This window comes from Aliagarivorans taiwanensis DSM 22990, from assembly GCF_000429505.1.
GTDB classification, from domain to species: Bacteria; Pseudomonadota; Gammaproteobacteria; order Enterobacterales; family Celerinatantimonadaceae; genus Aliagarivorans; species Aliagarivorans taiwanensis.
The window spans coordinates 25201-42429 of record NZ_AUBZ01000039.1 but is presented as its reverse complement, the minus strand read 5'-3'; the positions used below and the strand labels follow the sequence as shown (position 1 = coordinate 42429).

At 53.2% G+C, this 17229-nt stretch carries 17 protein-coding genes and 2 pseudogenes; 10 read left to right on the top strand and 9 right to left on the bottom strand.

Annotated elements, in window-relative coordinates:
- Positions 1-338 (top strand): annotated as a pseudogene (locus G462_RS24815) (IS4 family transposase); the annotation flags it as partial.
- Here the strand turns inward: G462_RS24815 and G462_RS24055 are convergent.
- Complete coding sequence (locus G462_RS24055; protein WP_026960073.1) at positions 317-1267, bottom strand: site-specific integrase; 951 nt, start codon at positions 1265-1267, stop codon at positions 317-319. The pseudogene G462_RS24815 and the gene G462_RS24055 sit on opposite strands and share 22 nt — an antisense overlap.
- A gap of 146 nt (positions 1268-1413) precedes the next feature.
- Between G462_RS24055 and G462_RS23200 the strand changes: the two are divergent.
- Positions 1414-1923: pseudogene (locus G462_RS23200) on the top strand (MFS transporter); the annotation flags it as partial.
- Between the two features lie 126 nt (positions 1924-2049).
- Positions 2050-4173: a methyl-accepting chemotaxis protein gene (locus G462_RS0117090; protein WP_026960072.1), complete on the top strand. Its 2124-nt coding sequence runs from the start codon at positions 2050-2052 to the stop codon at positions 4171-4173.
- An 81-nt stretch (positions 4174-4254) separates the two neighbouring features.
- Here the strand turns inward: G462_RS0117090 and G462_RS0117085 are convergent, their stop codons facing one another.
- Positions 4255-4728 carry a YHS domain-containing (seleno)protein gene (locus G462_RS0117085; RefSeq protein WP_026960071.1) on the bottom strand — a complete coding sequence of 158 codons (474 nt, stop codon included), beginning with the start codon at positions 4726-4728 and terminating at the stop codon, positions 4255-4257.
- Positions 4729-4847: 119 nt separating this feature from the next.
- Here G462_RS0117085 and G462_RS0117080 point away from each other — a divergent pair, with 119 nt between their 5' ends.
- A complete protein-coding gene (locus tag G462_RS0117080; RefSeq protein WP_026960070.1) occupies positions 4848-5663 on the top strand; it encodes an AraC family transcriptional regulator in 816 nt (271 codons plus the stop codon).
- A 42-nt stretch (positions 5664-5705) separates the two neighbouring features.
- On the opposite strand, the gene G462_RS0117075 is transcribed toward G462_RS0117080, so the two are convergent.
- A complete protein-coding gene (locus G462_RS0117075) occupies positions 5706-6347 on the bottom strand; it encodes a peroxiredoxin-like family protein (RefSeq protein ID WP_026960069.1) in 642 nt (213 codons plus the stop codon).
- 214 nt (positions 6348-6561) lie between these two features.
- Here G462_RS0117075 and G462_RS0117070 point away from each other — a divergent pair, with 214 nt between their 5' ends.
- The 5 genes from G462_RS0117070 (at position 6562) to G462_RS0117055 (ending at position 10152) form a co-directional block, all read left to right on the top strand.
- Positions 6562-7134: a TetR/AcrR family transcriptional regulator gene (locus G462_RS0117070; RefSeq protein ID WP_026960068.1), complete on the top strand. Its 573-nt coding sequence runs from the start codon at positions 6562-6564 to the stop codon at positions 7132-7134.
- 276 nt (positions 7135-7410) lie between these two features.
- On the top strand, positions 7411-9162 hold the full coding sequence (locus G462_RS0117065; protein WP_026960067.1) for a bifunctional diguanylate cyclase/phosphodiesterase: 1752 nt from the start codon (positions 7411-7413) through the stop codon (positions 9160-9162).
- Positions 9163-9484: 322 nt separating this feature from the next.
- The gene (locus G462_RS25085; RefSeq protein WP_281171865.1) at positions 9485-9613 is read left to right on the top strand and encodes a hypothetical protein; all 129 of its coding nucleotides are present in this window, start codon (positions 9485-9487) and stop codon (positions 9611-9613) included.
- A gap of 39 nt (positions 9614-9652) precedes the next feature.
- Positions 9653-9865 carry a hypothetical protein gene (locus G462_RS24810; protein ID WP_211234236.1) on the top strand — a complete coding sequence of 71 codons (213 nt, stop codon included), beginning with the start codon at positions 9653-9655 and terminating at the stop codon, positions 9863-9865.
- Positions 9866-9912: 47 nt separating this feature from the next.
- A complete protein-coding gene (locus G462_RS0117055) occupies positions 9913-10152 on the top strand; it encodes a DUF2960 family protein (RefSeq protein WP_026960065.1) in 240 nt (79 codons plus the stop codon).
- A gap of 124 nt (positions 10153-10276) precedes the next feature.
- Here G462_RS0117055 and G462_RS0117050 read toward each other — a convergent pair whose 3' ends face one another.
- The 4 genes from G462_RS0117050 to G462_RS0117035 all read right to left on the bottom strand — a co-directional run bounded on the left by G462_RS0117050 (position 10277) and on the right by G462_RS0117035 (position 13776).
- Positions 10277-10624: a DUF2750 domain-containing protein gene (locus G462_RS0117050; protein ID WP_026960064.1), complete on the bottom strand. Its 348-nt coding sequence runs from the start codon at positions 10622-10624 to the stop codon at positions 10277-10279.
- Positions 10625-10851: 227 nt separating this feature from the next.
- Positions 10852-11196 carry a hypothetical protein gene (locus G462_RS0117045; RefSeq protein ID WP_026960063.1) on the bottom strand — a complete coding sequence of 115 codons (345 nt, stop codon included), beginning with the start codon at positions 11194-11196 and terminating at the stop codon, positions 10852-10854.
- A gap of 423 nt (positions 11197-11619) precedes the next feature.
- Positions 11620-12597: a D-cysteine desulfhydrase family protein gene (locus G462_RS0117040; protein WP_026960062.1), complete on the bottom strand. Its 978-nt coding sequence runs from the start codon at positions 12595-12597 to the stop codon at positions 11620-11622.
- A 24-nt stretch (positions 12598-12621) separates the two neighbouring features.
- Positions 12622-13776 (bottom strand): HIT family protein, encoded by a 1155-nt coding sequence (locus G462_RS0117035; protein ID WP_026960061.1) that lies wholly within the window; start codon positions 13774-13776, stop codon positions 12622-12624.
- A 198-nt stretch (positions 13777-13974) separates the two neighbouring features.
- Here G462_RS0117035 and G462_RS0117030 point away from each other — a divergent pair, with 198 nt between their 5' ends.
- Positions 13975-14622, top strand: coding sequence for a carbohydrate-binding protein (locus G462_RS0117030; protein ID WP_026960060.1), 648 nt, complete (start codon positions 13975-13977; stop codon positions 14620-14622).
- Positions 14623-15130: 508 nt separating this feature from the next.
- On the opposite strand, the gene G462_RS23195 is transcribed toward G462_RS0117030, so the two are convergent.
- On the bottom strand, positions 15131-16507 hold the full coding sequence (locus tag G462_RS23195) for a patatin-like phospholipase family protein (protein WP_084405106.1): 1377 nt from the start codon (positions 16505-16507) through the stop codon (positions 15131-15133).
- Between the two features lie 266 nt (positions 16508-16773).
- On the bottom strand, positions 16774-17115 hold the full coding sequence (locus G462_RS23190; protein ID WP_051326824.1) for a hypothetical protein: 342 nt from the start codon (positions 17113-17115) through the stop codon (positions 16774-16776).
- Between the last annotated feature and the right edge of the window lie 114 nt (positions 17116-17229).

Sequence of the window (17229 nt, the reverse complement as noted above, 5' to 3'; positions counted from 1 at the left end):
AGGAAACCTTCAGAGATTTAAAAAGCCCGGCCTTCGGTTTTGGGTTGCGGCATAGTCGCAGCCGCTGCCCTAAGCGCTTTGACATCATGTTGCTGATCGCATTACTGCTGGAATTGGTCCTGCACTGGGTTGGTCTGTTTGCGTGTAAATCCGGTTGGCATAAACACTTTCAGGCAAACACAGTGCGAGACCGAAATGTGTTGTCACTGCTGCGGCTGGGCAAAGAGGTGCTCAGGCGCGGAGGATGCTATCGGCTAAAAGTTCGAGACATAAAATGGGCGATACTGGCATTTATCCGGCAGCTGAGAAAAAACAGCTATGTTTTCACAGAATTATGAGGGGATCCCTCAGAGCAGAGCCTTGTCGAATCGATGTAGTTCTTTATTTGCCGCATTAGTTCCGGTGGGCAAAAAACTCGGTGAGCCTTGGTTTTTTGCCTAGGGCGCTTGGAACGAGAGTCTGTGGGGTCATCGGGGTTACGAGTGATGGTGATTTCATCAAAGCTCCCCCAGAACTTGAAATGTTCAATTTTCAGTTTGGCGACTGCTCCGCGCCTTAAGCCTGTTTCTAAAAAAAGCAACACAATCAGCATATTTCGTATGCGGGAGTGCTTAAAAGGATTGTCTTCCGATGTTGGTTGAATAATTTCTAATAGCCGAAAGAAAACATCGGCAGGGATTACTGACTCACTGAACCCAATGCAAATGTCCTCAAAGTCTCTTAACGTCTTTGCTTCGTCCCCAAGCATAAACTGAACTTGCCGGTGTCGCTCTGCAACAATCTCTGGGACATCGCAGTCAGAATGGGCTTCCTGGTAAAGAAATCTCAGATAGTCTGCTAATCGCTTTATTCGTCCTCTTGCTGTATCTGCTTTGACACGAGCTCCAGAGACTCGCGAAGCATGAATCGCATTTTCAAGGGATTTTTGAGAGTAACGATTAATGGTCACAACATTACTAAGCTCGCTGTCGCTCATAAACTTAGCGTTGGCAGTAAATTTGTTGATTTCACCTAGGGTTAGGAATTTTCCCTCATTAACCCGTTTTACGAGGTTGATTTTGGGGTTGAGGCAACTGAAATGCGTTAAGACAAAGAGCAACTCTCGAACGTAGCGCGCTTTGGTGTTATGGGCCTTACCACTAAGCCCAATATTGATATAGTTGGCCACGTAAGGACATGGAGGGCAGCAATGTTGATTGATCAACGTTACAAAAGATCGCCCTTGATATTTGTATTCCTTTACTTTGACTTGATCAAACTCGCCCATGATCCTTCACACAATAGCTTACCTCATAGATGTGCCTCTCATTTTCTCTTTAAATGACATGTTTGTAAATAAAGGGTGTCAATTACCCAATTGGATTATGATCTTATAGTGAATATATTACTTTACAAAATAGAGGTTCATTATAATTTGCCGGCTTTCTGATGGTGGAGAAGTTCGGCTACGATGTGGCCGACATTGCCGCGTTGTACCTGATTAACCAAAGCTTTAACCTGTTGTTTGCCGCTAAGATCGGCGCCTGGATCGGCCGGGTCGGTGAGCGCAAAGCATTGATCCTCGAGTACAGCGGCCTGATTTTGGTGTTTGCCGGTTATGCGGTGGTGGAACACCCGTGGGCAGCGGCGGGCCTGTATGTGGTCGATCACTTCTTTTTCGCGCTGGCGATAGCGATTAAGAGCTACCTACAGAAGATTGCCGATCCCCAGGATATGGCCAGCACCGCTGGGGTGAGCTTTACCATCAACCATATTGCGGCGGTAGTGCTGCCCGTGGTGCTAGGCGTACTGTGGCTTTACTCGCCTGCGTGGGTATTTGCCATTGGCAGTATGCTTGCAGCACTCTCACTGCTGTGCTCTTTGCTGGTACCACAGCGCCCCTGCGCCGAGCAGCCAACCTTGCTGGCAGCCCCGCGAGCATAGTGACTTAGTTTAGGTCTCTCTTTTGAGCGGATGACAAAAACATGAACACCATGCTGGATAAGTAGTTAATTTATAAGTAAATTATTTATCTTGGACAGATTGGGAATCATGAACTAAGGAAAGGCTATGAATCTTAGCGAGCGCGAGCGTCGTTGGTTACCCCTGTGGGGCAAGACAGGAAAACTGGCGATGCGCTTTGCCTGCCGGGCGAATCGTCATCGAATTGGGCAAATCAAACAGACCTTTGAGGGCATTGCCCAGACTCGGGTGAAGCTGATGCAGAGCTGGGCCAATACCCAGTGGGAGTTCTTGCAAGACGCTGAGATGTACCTATCAACCAAGTCGGCCGATGAGCGCACTACGGTGCTTACCCAACTATTGGCGCGCAATGCCGATTTCTCAGAGCTTGCGGTAGTTGACCCGCGTGGCCGGGTACTGGCATCCAGCTTTAGCGGCCACTTAAACGAGCAGATTGTCGACCCGGATAAGGTCGCGCGCGGTCTGGATAAACCGTTTCTGCACGGCCCCTATATCGATAAACGCTCCTTGGCCGTGGGGGCATCCAGCTCTAGCTTCCATGACGAAGTGACCCTGATGTTCTTCCAGCCCTTTGTGCAGCAAGGCGAAGTGGTGGGCTGCCTGTGTGGGCGGGTGCCCAACGATGTGCTGGGCGATCTGATCCAGCGCGAAGCCGGTCATATCTTTAATGAATCCGGCGATAACTACCTGTTTATGGTCGATTCGCAAGTTGACCCAACCACTCGCCCGGGCACCGCCTTATCGCGCTCACGCTTTGAAGACTCCACCTTCTCCCACGGCGAGAACCTTAAATCTGGCGTGCACACCCGCTGGGGCACCGTGAAGGTGCAAAAGCACACCGAGTTTGAGATCCGCTTTACCGATCCCGCCACCGGTGAGTTGCATCCCGGGGTGCGCGAGACCATTAAAAACGGCAGCAACCTGTATGTGGACTACCCCGGTTACTCGGATTACCGACATATTCCAGTGATCGGTAAAGGGGTCACCTTCCAGCTACAAGGCTCTGAAGACCGCTGGGGGATGATGTGCGAGGCCGATCTGGAAGAAGTGCATCGCTATCGCTCCTTGGGGCAGCGCTTAGCAGGTGGTTATTTCTGGGGACTAATGGCAGCGGCGATGTTGCCACAAGTGCTTGGGGTGGTGTTCGACCTGTCGCACATCAGCCAACTTGGTATGGCGGCGGTGATTGCGCTGCTGTGTTTTGCTGGCTTCTATTTCGTGAAGGCCAAGCCACTAGCGGCGTCCATCGCCCAGATGAGCCAGATGCTGCAAGATGTCTCCGAGGGGGGCGGTAACTTGAATCGCCGCCTCGATAGCAGCCAGTTCCGCGCCGACGAAGTGGGCGATCTGGGGCGTTGGATCAACAGCTTTATCGACAATCTGGAGACGGTGGTGCGTGACATTATTTATGCCACCGGCGAGCTGGAGCAGGTGAGTAGTTCGATGCTGCGTCGCTGTAACATGGTGGACGATTGCAGCCGGCAAACCGCCGACTCGATTGAGTCTTTGCTGGGGCTGACCCAACATCAGCTGCAGGAGATCAACCAAGCCTCGCATACCGTGGAAGAGTTGCAACAGGCGATGAATGATGTGGTAAGCAAGGCCGCCCAAGAGTATCAGGTCGCGGTGGAGAGCAATGAAGCGATCCGCAATATTGTTGAGGCATCGGCGGCCAGCGTGAATGATGTTAACGCCGATATGAAACAGATTGGCGATATCGTCAGCCTGATTAGCGAGATCACCGACCAAACCAACCTGCTGGCACTGAACGCCGCCATTGAAGCGGCCCGTGCTGGTGAGCATGGCCGTGGCTTCTCGGTGGTGGCCGACGAGGTACGCAGCCTGGCCAGCAAGACTGCGCAGGCGGCCAACCATATCGGTGAGACCATGAGCAAGCTGCGCGCGAAATCGCAAGAAGCGGTGCGCCAGATGGAGCAGGGCGTGACCAACGTGGACCGCAATGCCAACTTGGTGGAAAGCGGTGCGGGCAACCAGCAGCTACAACAAGCGGTGAGCGATATGCATGGCGCCATCGCTCAACTGGCGGGCCAGAGTGAGCAGCACAACTCCACGGCTACCGAAGCCAAGCATACAACCTCGTCGCTGGAGGTCTCTTCAGGTCAGCTAACTCGCCGAACCACCTTGGTGAAAAACGCCATCGTGCGCTTGAGTAAAGTTGTCGGCCGCTTTGAGGTTGATCGCGTCGCCTAACAGCCTTACCCAAGCTGTCCAAATGCAAAACGCCAAGCACGATGCTTGGCGTTTTTTATACAGGGAGGGAACAGCAAGTGTTTACAGCTTGGCAGGCGATACCGTTTTAATCTCCAGCCAGTTGCTATCGGCATCATCGATAAACTCGGCAGTATTCTCCAGCCAACGCTTCTGAACCTTCTCATCCAGATTCAGGTAGAGCTTACCATCGACGATCCGCCATGCTTGTGGGTCGGTGTCGAACTTCTTCTCCATGGCCACGCCAAAGGCGCAATAGCCACCATATTGCGGGGCGTATTTCACCGGATCGGCGCGAAAGGCATCGCGATTCTCGGCGCTGCTGAAGTGGTAGATGGCGTTGTTGTAGGTCGCGCTATACTCGCTGCTGCCTTGGGTAGCCTGGCTGTCGGTGAAATAGGCAACCGGGTCATAGCCTTGAATGGCCAGATCGTTGCCATCGACACTCATACCCGGGTCGGCAGCAAACACCGATGAGGACAGGGCGAGCGCGCCGAAAACGAATGAGCGACGAAGGGTTTTGGTTAGTGCGTTCATAAACTTCTCCTTGTGATGCGTTGAGGTCAACCTCGTTACACAAGTAAATTTACGCTGGCTCGCAAGGGGAAAAGAGGACTATCATCCGCAAAAGTGTGCCAATCGTACAAACGGGATTCATGGACGAACTTTCTAGCCTATTACAGCGCCTCGCGATTAAAGCGGGCGTGTTTCACTCCGGCCCGCTCTGCGGCTTGAGTCAATTCGATAAGGCCCAAGGTGGGCATTTGCATCTGCTACAGAGCGGCCGCTTGGAGCTGCAAATCAGCGGACACGCAGTGCAGAAGATTGACCAGCCACACCTACTGTTTTTCCCGCGCGCTAAAAGCCATCGGCTGTTTAGCCCCGATGAGTCGGCCAGCCTGGTGTGCGCTGATTTGAGTTTTGGCAGCGGCAGTGGCCGCTTGATTGAGCAAGCCCTGCCGGAGTACTTATTGCTGCCGCTATTCGAGTTCCCACAGCTGCAGCGCTGCTTGGAGATGTTGTTCGCCGAGGCCTTTGCCAGCGAGCCGGGCCGGCAGCTAATCAGCGACCGGCTAAGTGAGGTGTTGATTACTCTGCTGCTTCGCGAACTTTTAAGTCGCGGCAAGTTTCAACAAGGGGTGTTGGCGGGGTTGTGTCATCCCAAGTTGGTGAAGGCTCTAAACGCTATCCATGAGGATCTCAGCCAAGTGCACAGCCTACAGAGCCTTAGCGAGCAGGCGGGCATGTCGCGCAGCAGCTTTGCCCAGACCTTCTCTGAGGTGATGCAATGTTCGCCGGGGGAGTATCTGAGTGAGTTGCGTTTGGCCGAGGCTCAGCAGCTGTTGTTAGCGGGCAGGCCGCTGGCGATTGTTGCCGAAGAGGTGGGCTACGCCAGTTTGTCGGGCTTGAATCGGGCTTTTCGTGGCCGTTTTGCCTGCTCGCCGAAGCAGTGGCTGGCTCAGCAGTCTTAGTCACAACGAGGGCCTGGTAAGGCCCTCGTTGTGACTCGCATCTTACTTGCTTAGCAGGGCCACAATCTCGCTCGGCTCTTGGCGCTTGGTGTAGTCGGCATCCACAAAGGCGCTGATGATGGTTTTATCTTGCGCTACCACAAAGGTGGCCGCCAGTGGCAGGTCAAACTGGCCTTCACCGTTATGCGCTTCCACATCGATACCAAAGCTCAGGTAGATGGGGCGCAGCTCTTCGGGTAGTGAGAACACCAAGCCTAACTCCTTGGCATAACGCGATTGTGGATCGCTCAGCACCTCAAACTGCAAGGCGTTCTTCTCGGCGGTCGACAGCGACTGGTCGGGTAGCTCAGGGGTGATTGCCACCAAGTTCGCGCCAGCTTGTTTCAGCTCGGGCAGAACATCTTGATAGGCCTTGAGCTCCAGATTGCAGTAGGGGCACCAACCGCCGCGATAGAAGGTGATCACCAGTGGCCCTTGCTCGAGCAGTTGCTCAAGGCTGCGGGTTTCGCCTAGCTGGTTGCTCAGGGTAAAGCTGGCTAGGGCCTCGCCTTGCTTGGGGGCGGCATCGCTAATGCCTGAATCAAGCAGTGCTTGGGTGGCGTTGGCCATGGTTTGCTGGATATCTTCGGGCACCTTGGTTTTGAATCCGGCGCGGTAGTCAGCGATAGCTTGTTGCAATGTCATGGTAGCGTCCTTTCAGTGATGTCAGTAATGGAAAAGGTCTTTGAGCGCTTAACGCAGTTAGTTAACTTGAATGCTCGTTCAAATTTATTCAAGCAGAGCTTGAGCAATCATTCAAGTTGATTTTGAACATTCATTCAAAATTCATTAAACTTAGCTTAACCACCCCACGCAGAAACGTCGCAGAAACGTCCTTAGTGCAGATGCAGGAGAGCCAATGGCCAGAGCGCAGTTTGACCGAGACCAAGTGATCGACAATGCCATGCAGTTGTTTTGGCAGCGCGGCTTTGCTGGGGGCTCAATGCAGCAAATTGTTCAGGCAACTGGGCTCAAGCCCGGCAGTATCTACTTAGCCTTTGACAGCAAAGAGGGGCTATACGGCGCTTGCTTAAAACGCTATGCCGAGCACAGCAAGCAGATGATCGATAGCCAGTTATCGGGTGCCGCCGATGTGCCATTGGCGCTCTGTCAGTTGCTGCTAAAGCTGGTGGATGAGTCGCGTTGCAGCGACTACTTCAGCTGTTTTTTGGTGCGCAGCTGGTTGGAGTTGGAGGCAGATTCTGAGCTACATCAGTTAGCGGGACAGTTACTGAGCGAGATCGAACAGCGCTATGTGACATACTTGACTCAGGCCTTCTCTGCTGAGCAGGCCGCGGCCTATGCCAGTAGTTTGATGATGCATATCTTTGGCTTGCGGGTGTATGGCTTTCATCAGCAGCGGGCTGCGGCGATGCGTCAGTCATTGGAGCTAGGCTTATCGTGGCTACCGTGGCAAAAACTGCACAACTAGCCAGTAGCGCACATCCAAATAAGCAGTAAATTGCAGCCTACTCAGTATTAGATGCTTTGTCCTATCTGTACCCACATGCCACGTACTATCGGCAGTTTATGTCGCCAAACCCAGCACAAACCACTGCTTCTTCTAGCCCCCAACAGCCTGTCAATCCAACGTAACAGTAAGGCGTAGTACATACTTACTCATCTGGTAAGCCTGTAAAGATAATGTCATACATCTAATTCATCATATAAATCAGTTACTTTAGCCGTTTTCTAGGGAACCACGGAAATGGAACACGATCTACACGAGTTAAAACGGATTTTAACTGAGCGGCTGTTCACCACCTTATTCCAGCCAATTATTGACTGTAAAAGTGGTCAATTACTGGGTTTGGAGGCCTTGGTGCGTGGCCCCGAAGGCAGCAGTTTATTCTCTCCAGAACGCATCTTCGCCACCGCCCAACAGTATGACCTGCTATTTGCGGTTGAGCGCGCGGTCAGTGAACAGGCGATTGCTTGTTATGTGCTGCTAGGGAAACCGGGGCGGCTGTTTCTCAACTTCTCGCCGGTGGTGCTAGGGGATCACTCAACCCTTGAATGGCTGGAGAACATGGTTGAGCGCTACCAGCTGCGCAGTGGCGACTTGGTGATGGAGCTCTCCGAAAGTTACGTGATTGGCGATATTCAGGCCCTGGCCAAGCAGCTAGAGCGTTGCCGCGAACATGGCTTCGTGTTTGCCATCGATGATTTGGGCGCGGGCTATTCGGGCTTGCGACTGTGGTCAGAGCTACACCCCGAGTACGTCAAAATCGATCGTCACTTCATCAAAGACATCGACAAAGATCCAGTTAAGCACGAGTTTATGCGCGGCATCGTCGAGCTCTCCCAGCGTTTAGGCTGCGGCATTATCGCCGAGGGGGTGGAAACCCGCGCCGAGCTGCAAACGGTCAATCAGTTGGGGATTAACCTATGTCAGGGCTTCTATCTGGGGCGTCCCAGCACCATGCCCAAGCTTAGCTGCGAGCTGGACGACGACAAGCTAAGCGCGGTCAACGCATTGCCGATCAAGTACAGCGAAACGGTGCAGGTGCTGTGTAGCTATGTGGAGCCGCTGCCGATCAACGTGACGCTGGCCAAGGTGTGGGACCGCTTTAAAAACCGTGAGCAGTACTCCTCCTTACCGGTGGTGCACAACGGGCGATTGATCGGCCTGATTCATCGCGCCTTGGTGCTGGAGATGCTATCTGGCCCCTATGGCCGTGCGCTGTATGCCAAGAAGCGCGCCTCTGAGCTGGTCACCGACAATGCGATTGTGGTGGAGAAGATGGCCAGCCTTGGAGAGGTCTCGCAGATGGTCACCGACGAAGACGATATGTACGTGCGCCAGCACTTTGTGATTGTCGACCAAGGCCGCTATGTGGGCATGGGCAACACCCGTGATTTGCTGCGGCGGATCACCGAGGTGCGCCTGATGCACGCCCGCCATGCCAACCCGCTGACCCTGTTACCGGGCAATGTGCCGATCAACCAACATATCCAGCAGCAGATTGACGCAGAGGCTGACTTCACCGTCGCCTACGTCGACATTAACCACTTTAAGCCTTACAACGATCTGTACGGCTATCAACGCGGTGACGAGGTGATCCAGCTGGTGGGCAAGCTGCTGCGTCGCCACTGTGAATCGCGCGGGCACTTTGTCGGCCATGTCGGCGGCGATGACTTTGTCACGGTGTTTAACAGCGAGAGTGGCGAGGAGATCTGTCAGCAAATCTGCAAAGACTTCGTTCACTCCCAACGCGAGTTGTATAACGACAAAGACTACAACCACGGTACGGTCTCGGCACTGGACCGCAGCGGTGAGAAACGCGAGTTTCCGCTGGTCTCACTGTCGATTGGCCTGGTGCCTGCCCATCCAGCATTGAAGCGGGTCGACGACTACGCCCTGCAGCTATCGGCAGCGAAGAAGCAGGCCAAATCGGCAGGTCAAAGTAGCGTGGTGGTATACCGCCCTGAGCCAACGCGTTTGTGCGTATCGGTTTGAAGCCTGTCGCATCCATCAGTTATACCCGAACAACCTCAAGATGCAGGATTCAGAGGTGCTCAATGTCCATAGGGCGAGGAGAAAATACGAAGGAATGACGACTCATTTCGAGTGTTTTCAACAAAGAGCTATGGACATTGAGCGCCTCCCGAAGGGCGAGTTTACCAGTCCCTCATACTGCGTTACCGCTCCTTGATTTAGACCACTAGATCGGCGGAGCAGTGCCTTGCCTGAGGGACTGGTAAATCTCGCTGAACAAGCATCTTGAGGTTGTTCGGGTATACTATTGATTCTGCTATCACCACTTATCGAAGGAAGGTCGATGCGAAACTGGATGTTGCTGTGCTTAACTAGCTTTCCGCTGCTGGCCGGACAGGTCACCATTGAAGACGTAGTGGTCACCCCGGGGGCTAGCCGCAGCTGGAATGTGGCGGTAACCTTGAGTCACTAAGACAGTGGTTGGCAGCACTATGCCGATCGCTGGCGCGTGGTGGATGCCCAAGGCACCGTGCTCGGTGAGCGGATTTTGCACCACCCCCATGTAGACGAGCAGCCCTTTACCCGTAGTCTGCGCGGCGTCATCATCCCACGTCATCTGCGGGTGGTGTATATCGAAGCCCACGATAAGCAACACGGTTGGTCGGCTCAGAAGGTTTCGGTCGAACTGGACCACAGTCAGCGCGTGGCAAAACGCCTTCCCTAAGTTGCCGTTCATGCTATGCTTGCGCCGCAATTTACCGGGAGACCAACATGGCCAGACTCATTCATTACCGCTTCAAAGGTCAGGAAAAAACCATCAGCTTTGCCAACGATCGCTTCCATGACCTGCATCAGGCAGTAGCAGCGGCTGAAGGCGTCGATTTGACCCAGTATCTGGCGATGGAACGGCAGGTTGAACAAACCACCCGTGGTGGAGCTGCACTAAGGCAGTTTCGCGATGCGGAGTTTAAACGGATGGGCTTTACCGATATCCGCTTTGAGAAGAAATAGTTAAGTTAGGGCGAACAAGCCTGTGCCTGTTCGCCCCGATTACGCTGGCTGATCGTGCCTTCTGATAGCACTCTCTTATAGATAGCTCTTAAGTAGCTCTTATGTAGCTCCTATAAAGAGGTTTTTAGCTGGCTTCTTGGTCAGCCAAGGCCTTGCCCAAGGTAAAGGCTTCCACCTCATCGCCTTTGAGCATCTCGTCGAAATCTACACCGACCATCACCCCATCTTCATCCAGGCTCGGCAGCCACTCTTCAAAGAAGTCATTGAGATCGACCTTTTGCGCTGAGTACTCAGCCCAGTCTTCGGTGCACAAGGCTTTGGCGGCACTTTCGCTTGAGAATACCGGCAGTACGTCGGTGTCTTCAAAGTCGATAGAGTCGATCACCAGATAGTCTTCGTCGCTGCTCAGCAACCAAAGCACGCCAGTCTCAATGACTTCAGCGGCAAAGGCTTCAAGGGTAGTTTGGCTCATAGTTAGCTCCTGATAAATTCGCGCCGATCCTTGCGCAGTAAGCGAGAGTTGGCAAGTGCTAATCACAGCTTAGTTGTTACAGCGCAAGCCGCAGCAGGGAATCAATGAAGTTTTTAGGCAATACACAGGGCTTATCCCCGCCGAGTGGAAAGCGGGGCTAGATACGCGCTCTGTCTGCTAGCTAAGGCTCACGCTTGTAGCTATGGTTCAAGCTTGTAGCTATGGGCTCAAGAGACAACGCGTTGATGGTAGTGGTGGTAACACAGTCCTGCGATAGCACCAGCCAAGGGTAGCAGCGCAGACATGTAGGTGGAGAGTATGTATAGCGAACCGTGAGACTCTCCCAGGCCTTTGCTGAAGTTATCTGATGCCACATGAAACAGCGTTCCGGTAACCAGCACCCCAATGAGCCAGCAAGCAGACACCTTTGAGCACAGTAGGCCGATTAAGATGGCCCATGTTGCGGCGTGCAGCCACAAGGTTTGCAGGCCAAGCTGCTGCTGAGGCTCAGCCCATGCTACGCCTGAGCTGAGTAAGGTAGCGGTGAACACACTGATAGCGGGATGTGTCATATGCCCCTCCTTTCCAACGTTATTACTTATACCCGAACCACCTCAAGATGCTTGTTCAGCGAGATTTTTCAAGCCCTCAAGCAAGGCACTGTTCCGCCGATCTAGTGGTCTAAATCAAGGAGCAGTAACGCAGAATGAGGGTTTGGAAAACTCGCCCTTTGGGAGGAGCTCAATGTCTATAGTTCTTCGTTGGAAGTACTTGAAATGATTCATCATTCCTTCATGCTTCCGCCTCGCCCTACAGACATTGAGTTCCTCTGAATCCTGCATCTTGAGGTAGTTCGGGTATACATTGGTTATTCACCTCTAATTATGTAGATAAACAGAACTAGTTAAGGTGAGGGCCTTCGCAACTTAATGTTTAATCAATAAGATTGTGGCGAAAATTTGAACGGGGTGCGGTTTTTAGCGTGGTAATGGCCGCTACGTCAGTTGCAGTTGGTCTGCGTAGGCAAACAGCGCAGGGGCGCCGCCGGTGTGCCAAAACAGTACCCGGTGTTGCTGGTTCAGCCTGCCTTGACGTATCAGATCGATAAGCCCTGCCATGGCGCGCCCGGTATAGACCGGATCTAGCAGTATTCCTTCATAGCGCGCGCACAGCGAAATCGCCTCTCGTTCAGCATCGCCCACCACGCCGTAGCCTTCGCCTAAGTAGTCATCCAACAGATGCAGATCGGCGCGTTGTACGGCAGTTGTTGTAGCGAATAACTTTGAGGTCTGCTGGGCGAGTTGATAGATACGCTCAACGAAGGGCTGCTCACCGGGCTGCTTGTCGATATTGATGCCTAGCAGCTGATAGTCATGCCCGAGCTGAGCGCGGCCAACCAACATACCGGCATGGGTGCCCGCCGAGCTGGAGGCGAACACGATATGGCTGGGCAACGCTTCTGCCATCTGCTTATCCAGCTCATGGATGGCATCCACAAAGCCGAGTGCGCCAATCGGGCTGGAGCCGCCATAGGGGACCAGGTAAGGGTTCAGCCCTTGGGATTTAAGTTGTGCCAGCAAGGCGGCGGCATCCTCGCCCTTGCGCTGCTCGCCACACCAGTGGACCGTCGCGCCAAACAGGTGATCGAGCAGCAGGTTTCCGCTCACCTCTTTTGGTGGCTCGCCGCCTAACAGCAGGTGACACGGCAGTCCAAGCTGAGCGCAGGCGGCTGCCGTTTGACGACAGTGGTTCGACTGAGCTGCGCCGGCGGTGACGATGCAATCATGGCCCTTGGCGAGGGCATCCGAGAGCAAGTAAGCGAGTTTACGCACTTTGTTGCCACCTAACGCCAAACCAGTTAAGTCGTCACGCTTAATCAATAGCTGTGGGCCACCTAAGGCTTGGGATAGGCGGGGCAGTGGCTGCACCGGCGTGGGCAGTTGCCCCAGTGGCAGACGTTGTGAGAGTGGCATTGCAGTTCCTTGTGCTAACAGGCCCTAGCCTGATTTGAGCTGTTGCGCTATCTGTGTGCGCAGTTCCTCGGCGCAGGCTTTTGGGTTGGCTTGGCAGACGTACAGACCGATCTGCTCGAAGCCACCCATCAGCTGGGTTTTGGCCAGAAACTCGATGTACAAGCCACAGCCGGGGCCGTTGTTGACCATGAAATTAAAAGCCGGGACCTTGCCCATTTGCTGCATCAGAGCGATCAGGCTGGCGCATACCGCCTGAATCGCCTTAACGACTTGCTGCTGTTGCTTGTCGCTAAGCTGGTGCAGATAGCGCACCTCAGTATCTTTAACCAACAGTAACATATCGAAGGGGCGCTTCATAAAGTAGGGCACCACCAACAGTACCTCGCCAAAGTCCCAGACCTGCAACTCCTTGGGGTTCTCTTCCAAGATAAACTGGCTGAATGGTTTGTCGTTGCGCTTGCGAAAGCGCAGGTTGTTAAAGAACTGCTGGGGCAGGATGTTGCTATAGCCGATCTGCTGATGGCCGTGGGTAAGCGATGCCCCCGCCGCAGCGCCATAGTTTTTGATCACTGACACATAGCCACTGACGCTCTGCTGGGCCATCTGAATCATCGAGCGCGACATAAACTCACTGGGCTGATGTAGCAGGCTGTGCTCAATCGCAGCCAGGCGTTGGAAGCTAATCAACGCATCGTCAAACGGCATATTGTGCCAGTCGCGGGTATGGATAGAAGAGGTCCACTGCAACAGGTGAAAGCCATAGGAGCTGCGGCCTCGGTGTTCGGGGTCTTGATGTTCAAAGTAGTCGGCCGACTCGCAGGGTAGCTCATCGATGGGTAAGAAGATCGGATAAAGGTTTTTGTTCACGAAGGTGAAGCCTTCGCTGTGCTCGGCATAGTCGAGAATATCGCCAACGTGACCGTCGCAGATTGGACAGGCGCAATCCACCAGATTGTTGGGGTTAGGGCTGGCGGTGGTATGTATTCGCTTGGCTCGGGCCGAGTTGTAGATGACTAAGGTGCCATTGCGTGGGTCTATCTGGCAGACCCCGTCTGGGGCAAATTGCTGCAGCTGAGGATCGTCGCTAATGTTTTGCAGCAAATCAGAAAAGGGCAGTTGGGTGAAGTCTTGGCTGAGTAGCCGAGACTCTATCTGGGCAAGGGTGAGCTGACGTTCCATGGGCATCTCCGCGCAGCAAGCTAATGGTGAGTATAGAAGAGACTAGTCACTGACTGAGAGTGAATGGCTATCTCTTATTGAGTAGACAAAAAGAGATTTTCTGAAACCGGTTTCAGTTTTTGGGCGCAACCTCACTGTTTGAATAATTTTTAAACATAAAATAAAACTCGAAATTCAGGCAAAAAGGAATGTAGCCAAATGGAAAAACACGCCAACGTATATCAATACAGCCTCTTGGCAGGGCTGTGTGCCACTTTACTGGGCGCATGTGCGCAATATGACAAGCAAGAAACCGCTGAAGCCGCCGTCGAAGCCGGCCCGGCTGCAGTGTTCCCTGCTGAAACTGGCAAGTCGACTCCTTACCGTGGTGAAGCCTTTGCTATCCCCGGTCGCATCGCTGCTGAAGACTACGACTTGGGTGGTCAAGGTGTGGGCTATAGCGACAACAGTAGCGAAAACCAAGGTTGGAAAGAGTGGAAGATTGAATACCGTACCGACGAAGCGGTAGGCATTGGTACTGCTCCCGGCGGTTTTGTGGTGGGCTGGACTGAGCCTGGCGAGTGGCTGAACTACAGCGTAAACATTCAGGAAGCGGGCACCTATCAAGCCAAGTTCCATGTAGGCCACGGTGGTGGTACTGCTGGTACCCTACGAGTATGGCTAGACCAAGAAGTGATTCTGGATAACGTTGAGATGGAGCCGACTTACGACTGGAGTGTGTACACCACTGTGGATGCAGGCTCGGTTGAGCTGCCAGCAGGCGAGTACACCATGAAGGTTGAGTTCCTAACCGGTGGCAGTGGCGGTTCGCCAGGTAACGTTCACTGGTTTGAGTTCCTTAAGTAACTCTCGCATTGCTTGCTAGCTCGAATAGAGAAGAGCAAAACGCCGCTAGAGATAGCGGCGTTTTGCCATATTTTATATCGCAATATTGGCTCATGTTCAGTGGTTCGAGCCGTTAGTGTGCTTATTAGGCAAAATCTTCATTTCATTGCTCGCCGTTACATGATACATATTATGGCTAATTCCCCGACGCCCTGCGTACTTGCTTCCAACCGCCTTTTACTCCCATTAGAAAAACTAATTTTACCCTCGATTTTGCATAAGAAAATCTTGCTCATGGCCTTGTCGGCTGTTTAATATTGTTGTGCATCAGGTGCTTAGCATGAACGTTTGCGCATGATTGCCGATCATCAAGGATTAGAGCTAAGGAGTATCAACATGGATAGCCGTCAAGAAATGTCACTGATTTGGGAAGAGTACTGCGAATCGGTAGAACAAGGCGAAGATGCCGTGCTGGAAAGCGCGGAGTAAAGCGCAAGGCCTTACTCCGGGCTGACTCTAGCTTAACGATTTACTTCGATTTCGCCGGTGCCTTTGCAGTTTTTCTTGGGGCTCTGGCTGTGGTCTTTTTGGCAGCCGCTTTTGTTGCAGGTTTAGTGGCCGCAGCTATAGTAGCTGGTGCTTTAACTGCTGTTTTCTCCTCTTTTGTGACCGCTTCTACTTTCACTTCATCGTTTGCTGCTTGAGCTGTTGCCGGCTTAGCTGTGGCTGTTTTGGCCGCAGGGGCTTTCTTGGCCGGGGCCTTCGCTGCAGGTTTACTGGCTGCTGCGGCCTTGGTGATCGCCTTGGTAACCGGATCGGAGCTGCGCAGCATATGGCAGCGCACTGGCAGCACTTGGTTGTCCTGCTGCCATGGCGAGTCTGCCAAGGCGCGTTGCATATCCTGATAGCCACACTCACGGCGCAGTCGAATCGAGCGGCGCGAGAACTCGGTGTCGCTGAGTGGGATATGCCCGGCGATGGCATCATAGGTGATGTGCACGATGTTGATCTTGTTACCGGCCTTGAGGCGGTCGGCATCGGAGACCGCCTCACTGGCGATCAGCTCTCCGGAATCATCCACCAAGGCCTTAAGGTTGTGCTTGGCAACTACTTGCTCGATATGGTGGCTGGTGCGGCTGGCGTACTGGATCTCTTTTTGCCGCCATAGCACCTCGTTCATGGTGCGGGGCATCTCGCCGCGGGCATTCCACAGATCCACCATAAAGATCAGCAGCTCTTCGTCCTTGGCCAGATCGAGAATACCGTTTAGCGGGGTGTTCGATACCACACCGCCATCCCAATAGAAGTCTTCCCCCACTTGGGTGGCCGGGAAGCCCGGTGGCAGCGAACCACTGGCAACCGAATGGGCCGGTTGCATGGTGTCGCTTTCGCTATCGAAGAACACCAGTTCGCCGTCGGTAACGCGGGTTGCGCCCACCGTGAGTCGAGTTTTGCTGCTATTAATCAGATCGAAGTCGGCCAACTTTTGCAGGGTTTTAAAGATCGGGCCGGTGTCATAGAAGCTGGTGGCCGCCTGACCGGGAAACGCAAAGTAGGGGTTGATCGGCCGGGGGAAAAAGAAGTTGGGCTGACCGAACATCAGAGCGCTAGTGGCACTGGCGGTATTAAACAGGGTCGCCGCATTGGGCTCCATCTCAGCCGGGAGTTGCACATCGGTGCCAGGGCGTGAGATAGCATCCCAAAACGCTTCCAGTTTGGCCAAGCGTTGCTCGGGTGGGTTGCCCGCTAGAATGGTCGCGTTAAGCGCCCCGATGGAAATCCCCGCAAGCCAATCTGGGGTGTAGCCTGCTTCCTCCAATGCCTGATAGGCACCAATGTGATAGGCCCCGAGTGCACCGCCGCCTTGCAGCACTAAACAGACCTTAGGTTTTTTCGCTGTTGCCATACTGAGCTCCTTGTTATCAAACGAGAGTACTCTTTGATTTATAGAATAGGCTCAGGCGCTTAGTGAGTGAATATTTAATTAATCATGATATTTCTATCAATTAATTGATTTGTCGTCGCTATAACATCAACAGTTTGCGAGCCGATAAGACAGGAAGCAGGCGGTGGAATGTGGGCTAGATGGGATAAATCACTGAGTGACTAACGTCATTAAAGCCACTTAGGATCAAGTGGCTTTTCTTACACTTAGCAAGGAAAGAGTGGACGTTAGCTGGCGCTTTCGTCGCTTAGCTCAGGCAACTGAGTCGGAACCGCTGGTTGCTGCGCTTCACAGTCCCAGCCCCAACCAATCTGCTTTTGCACGAAATCGATGGCTTTTTCTTCACAGTAGCCTTCGGTGTTTTGTGCACGCCACAGGGTCTCGAATGAGCCGTCCTTTTGGTAAGTTACTTCGCAGGGAAGTCCTTGGTTTTCGCCGTGGTAAACCACGCTGATGATACGCTCGGCACTCCCATGTTTACACATGTAAACCTGGTCGCTTGCTTGTGCTACGCCACTGGCGAGCCCTAGGCAAAGCAACGCAGAGAGCGTGCTTAGTTTGTTAGACATGGATATTTCCTAATTTACCGTTGCTTGAGATCAGCATCGCCATTTTAGATGCCGCCTTTCCGCTATTTTATTTTATGCTAATTTAATAATGGCCTGAGGAGAATCGCAAAAAAC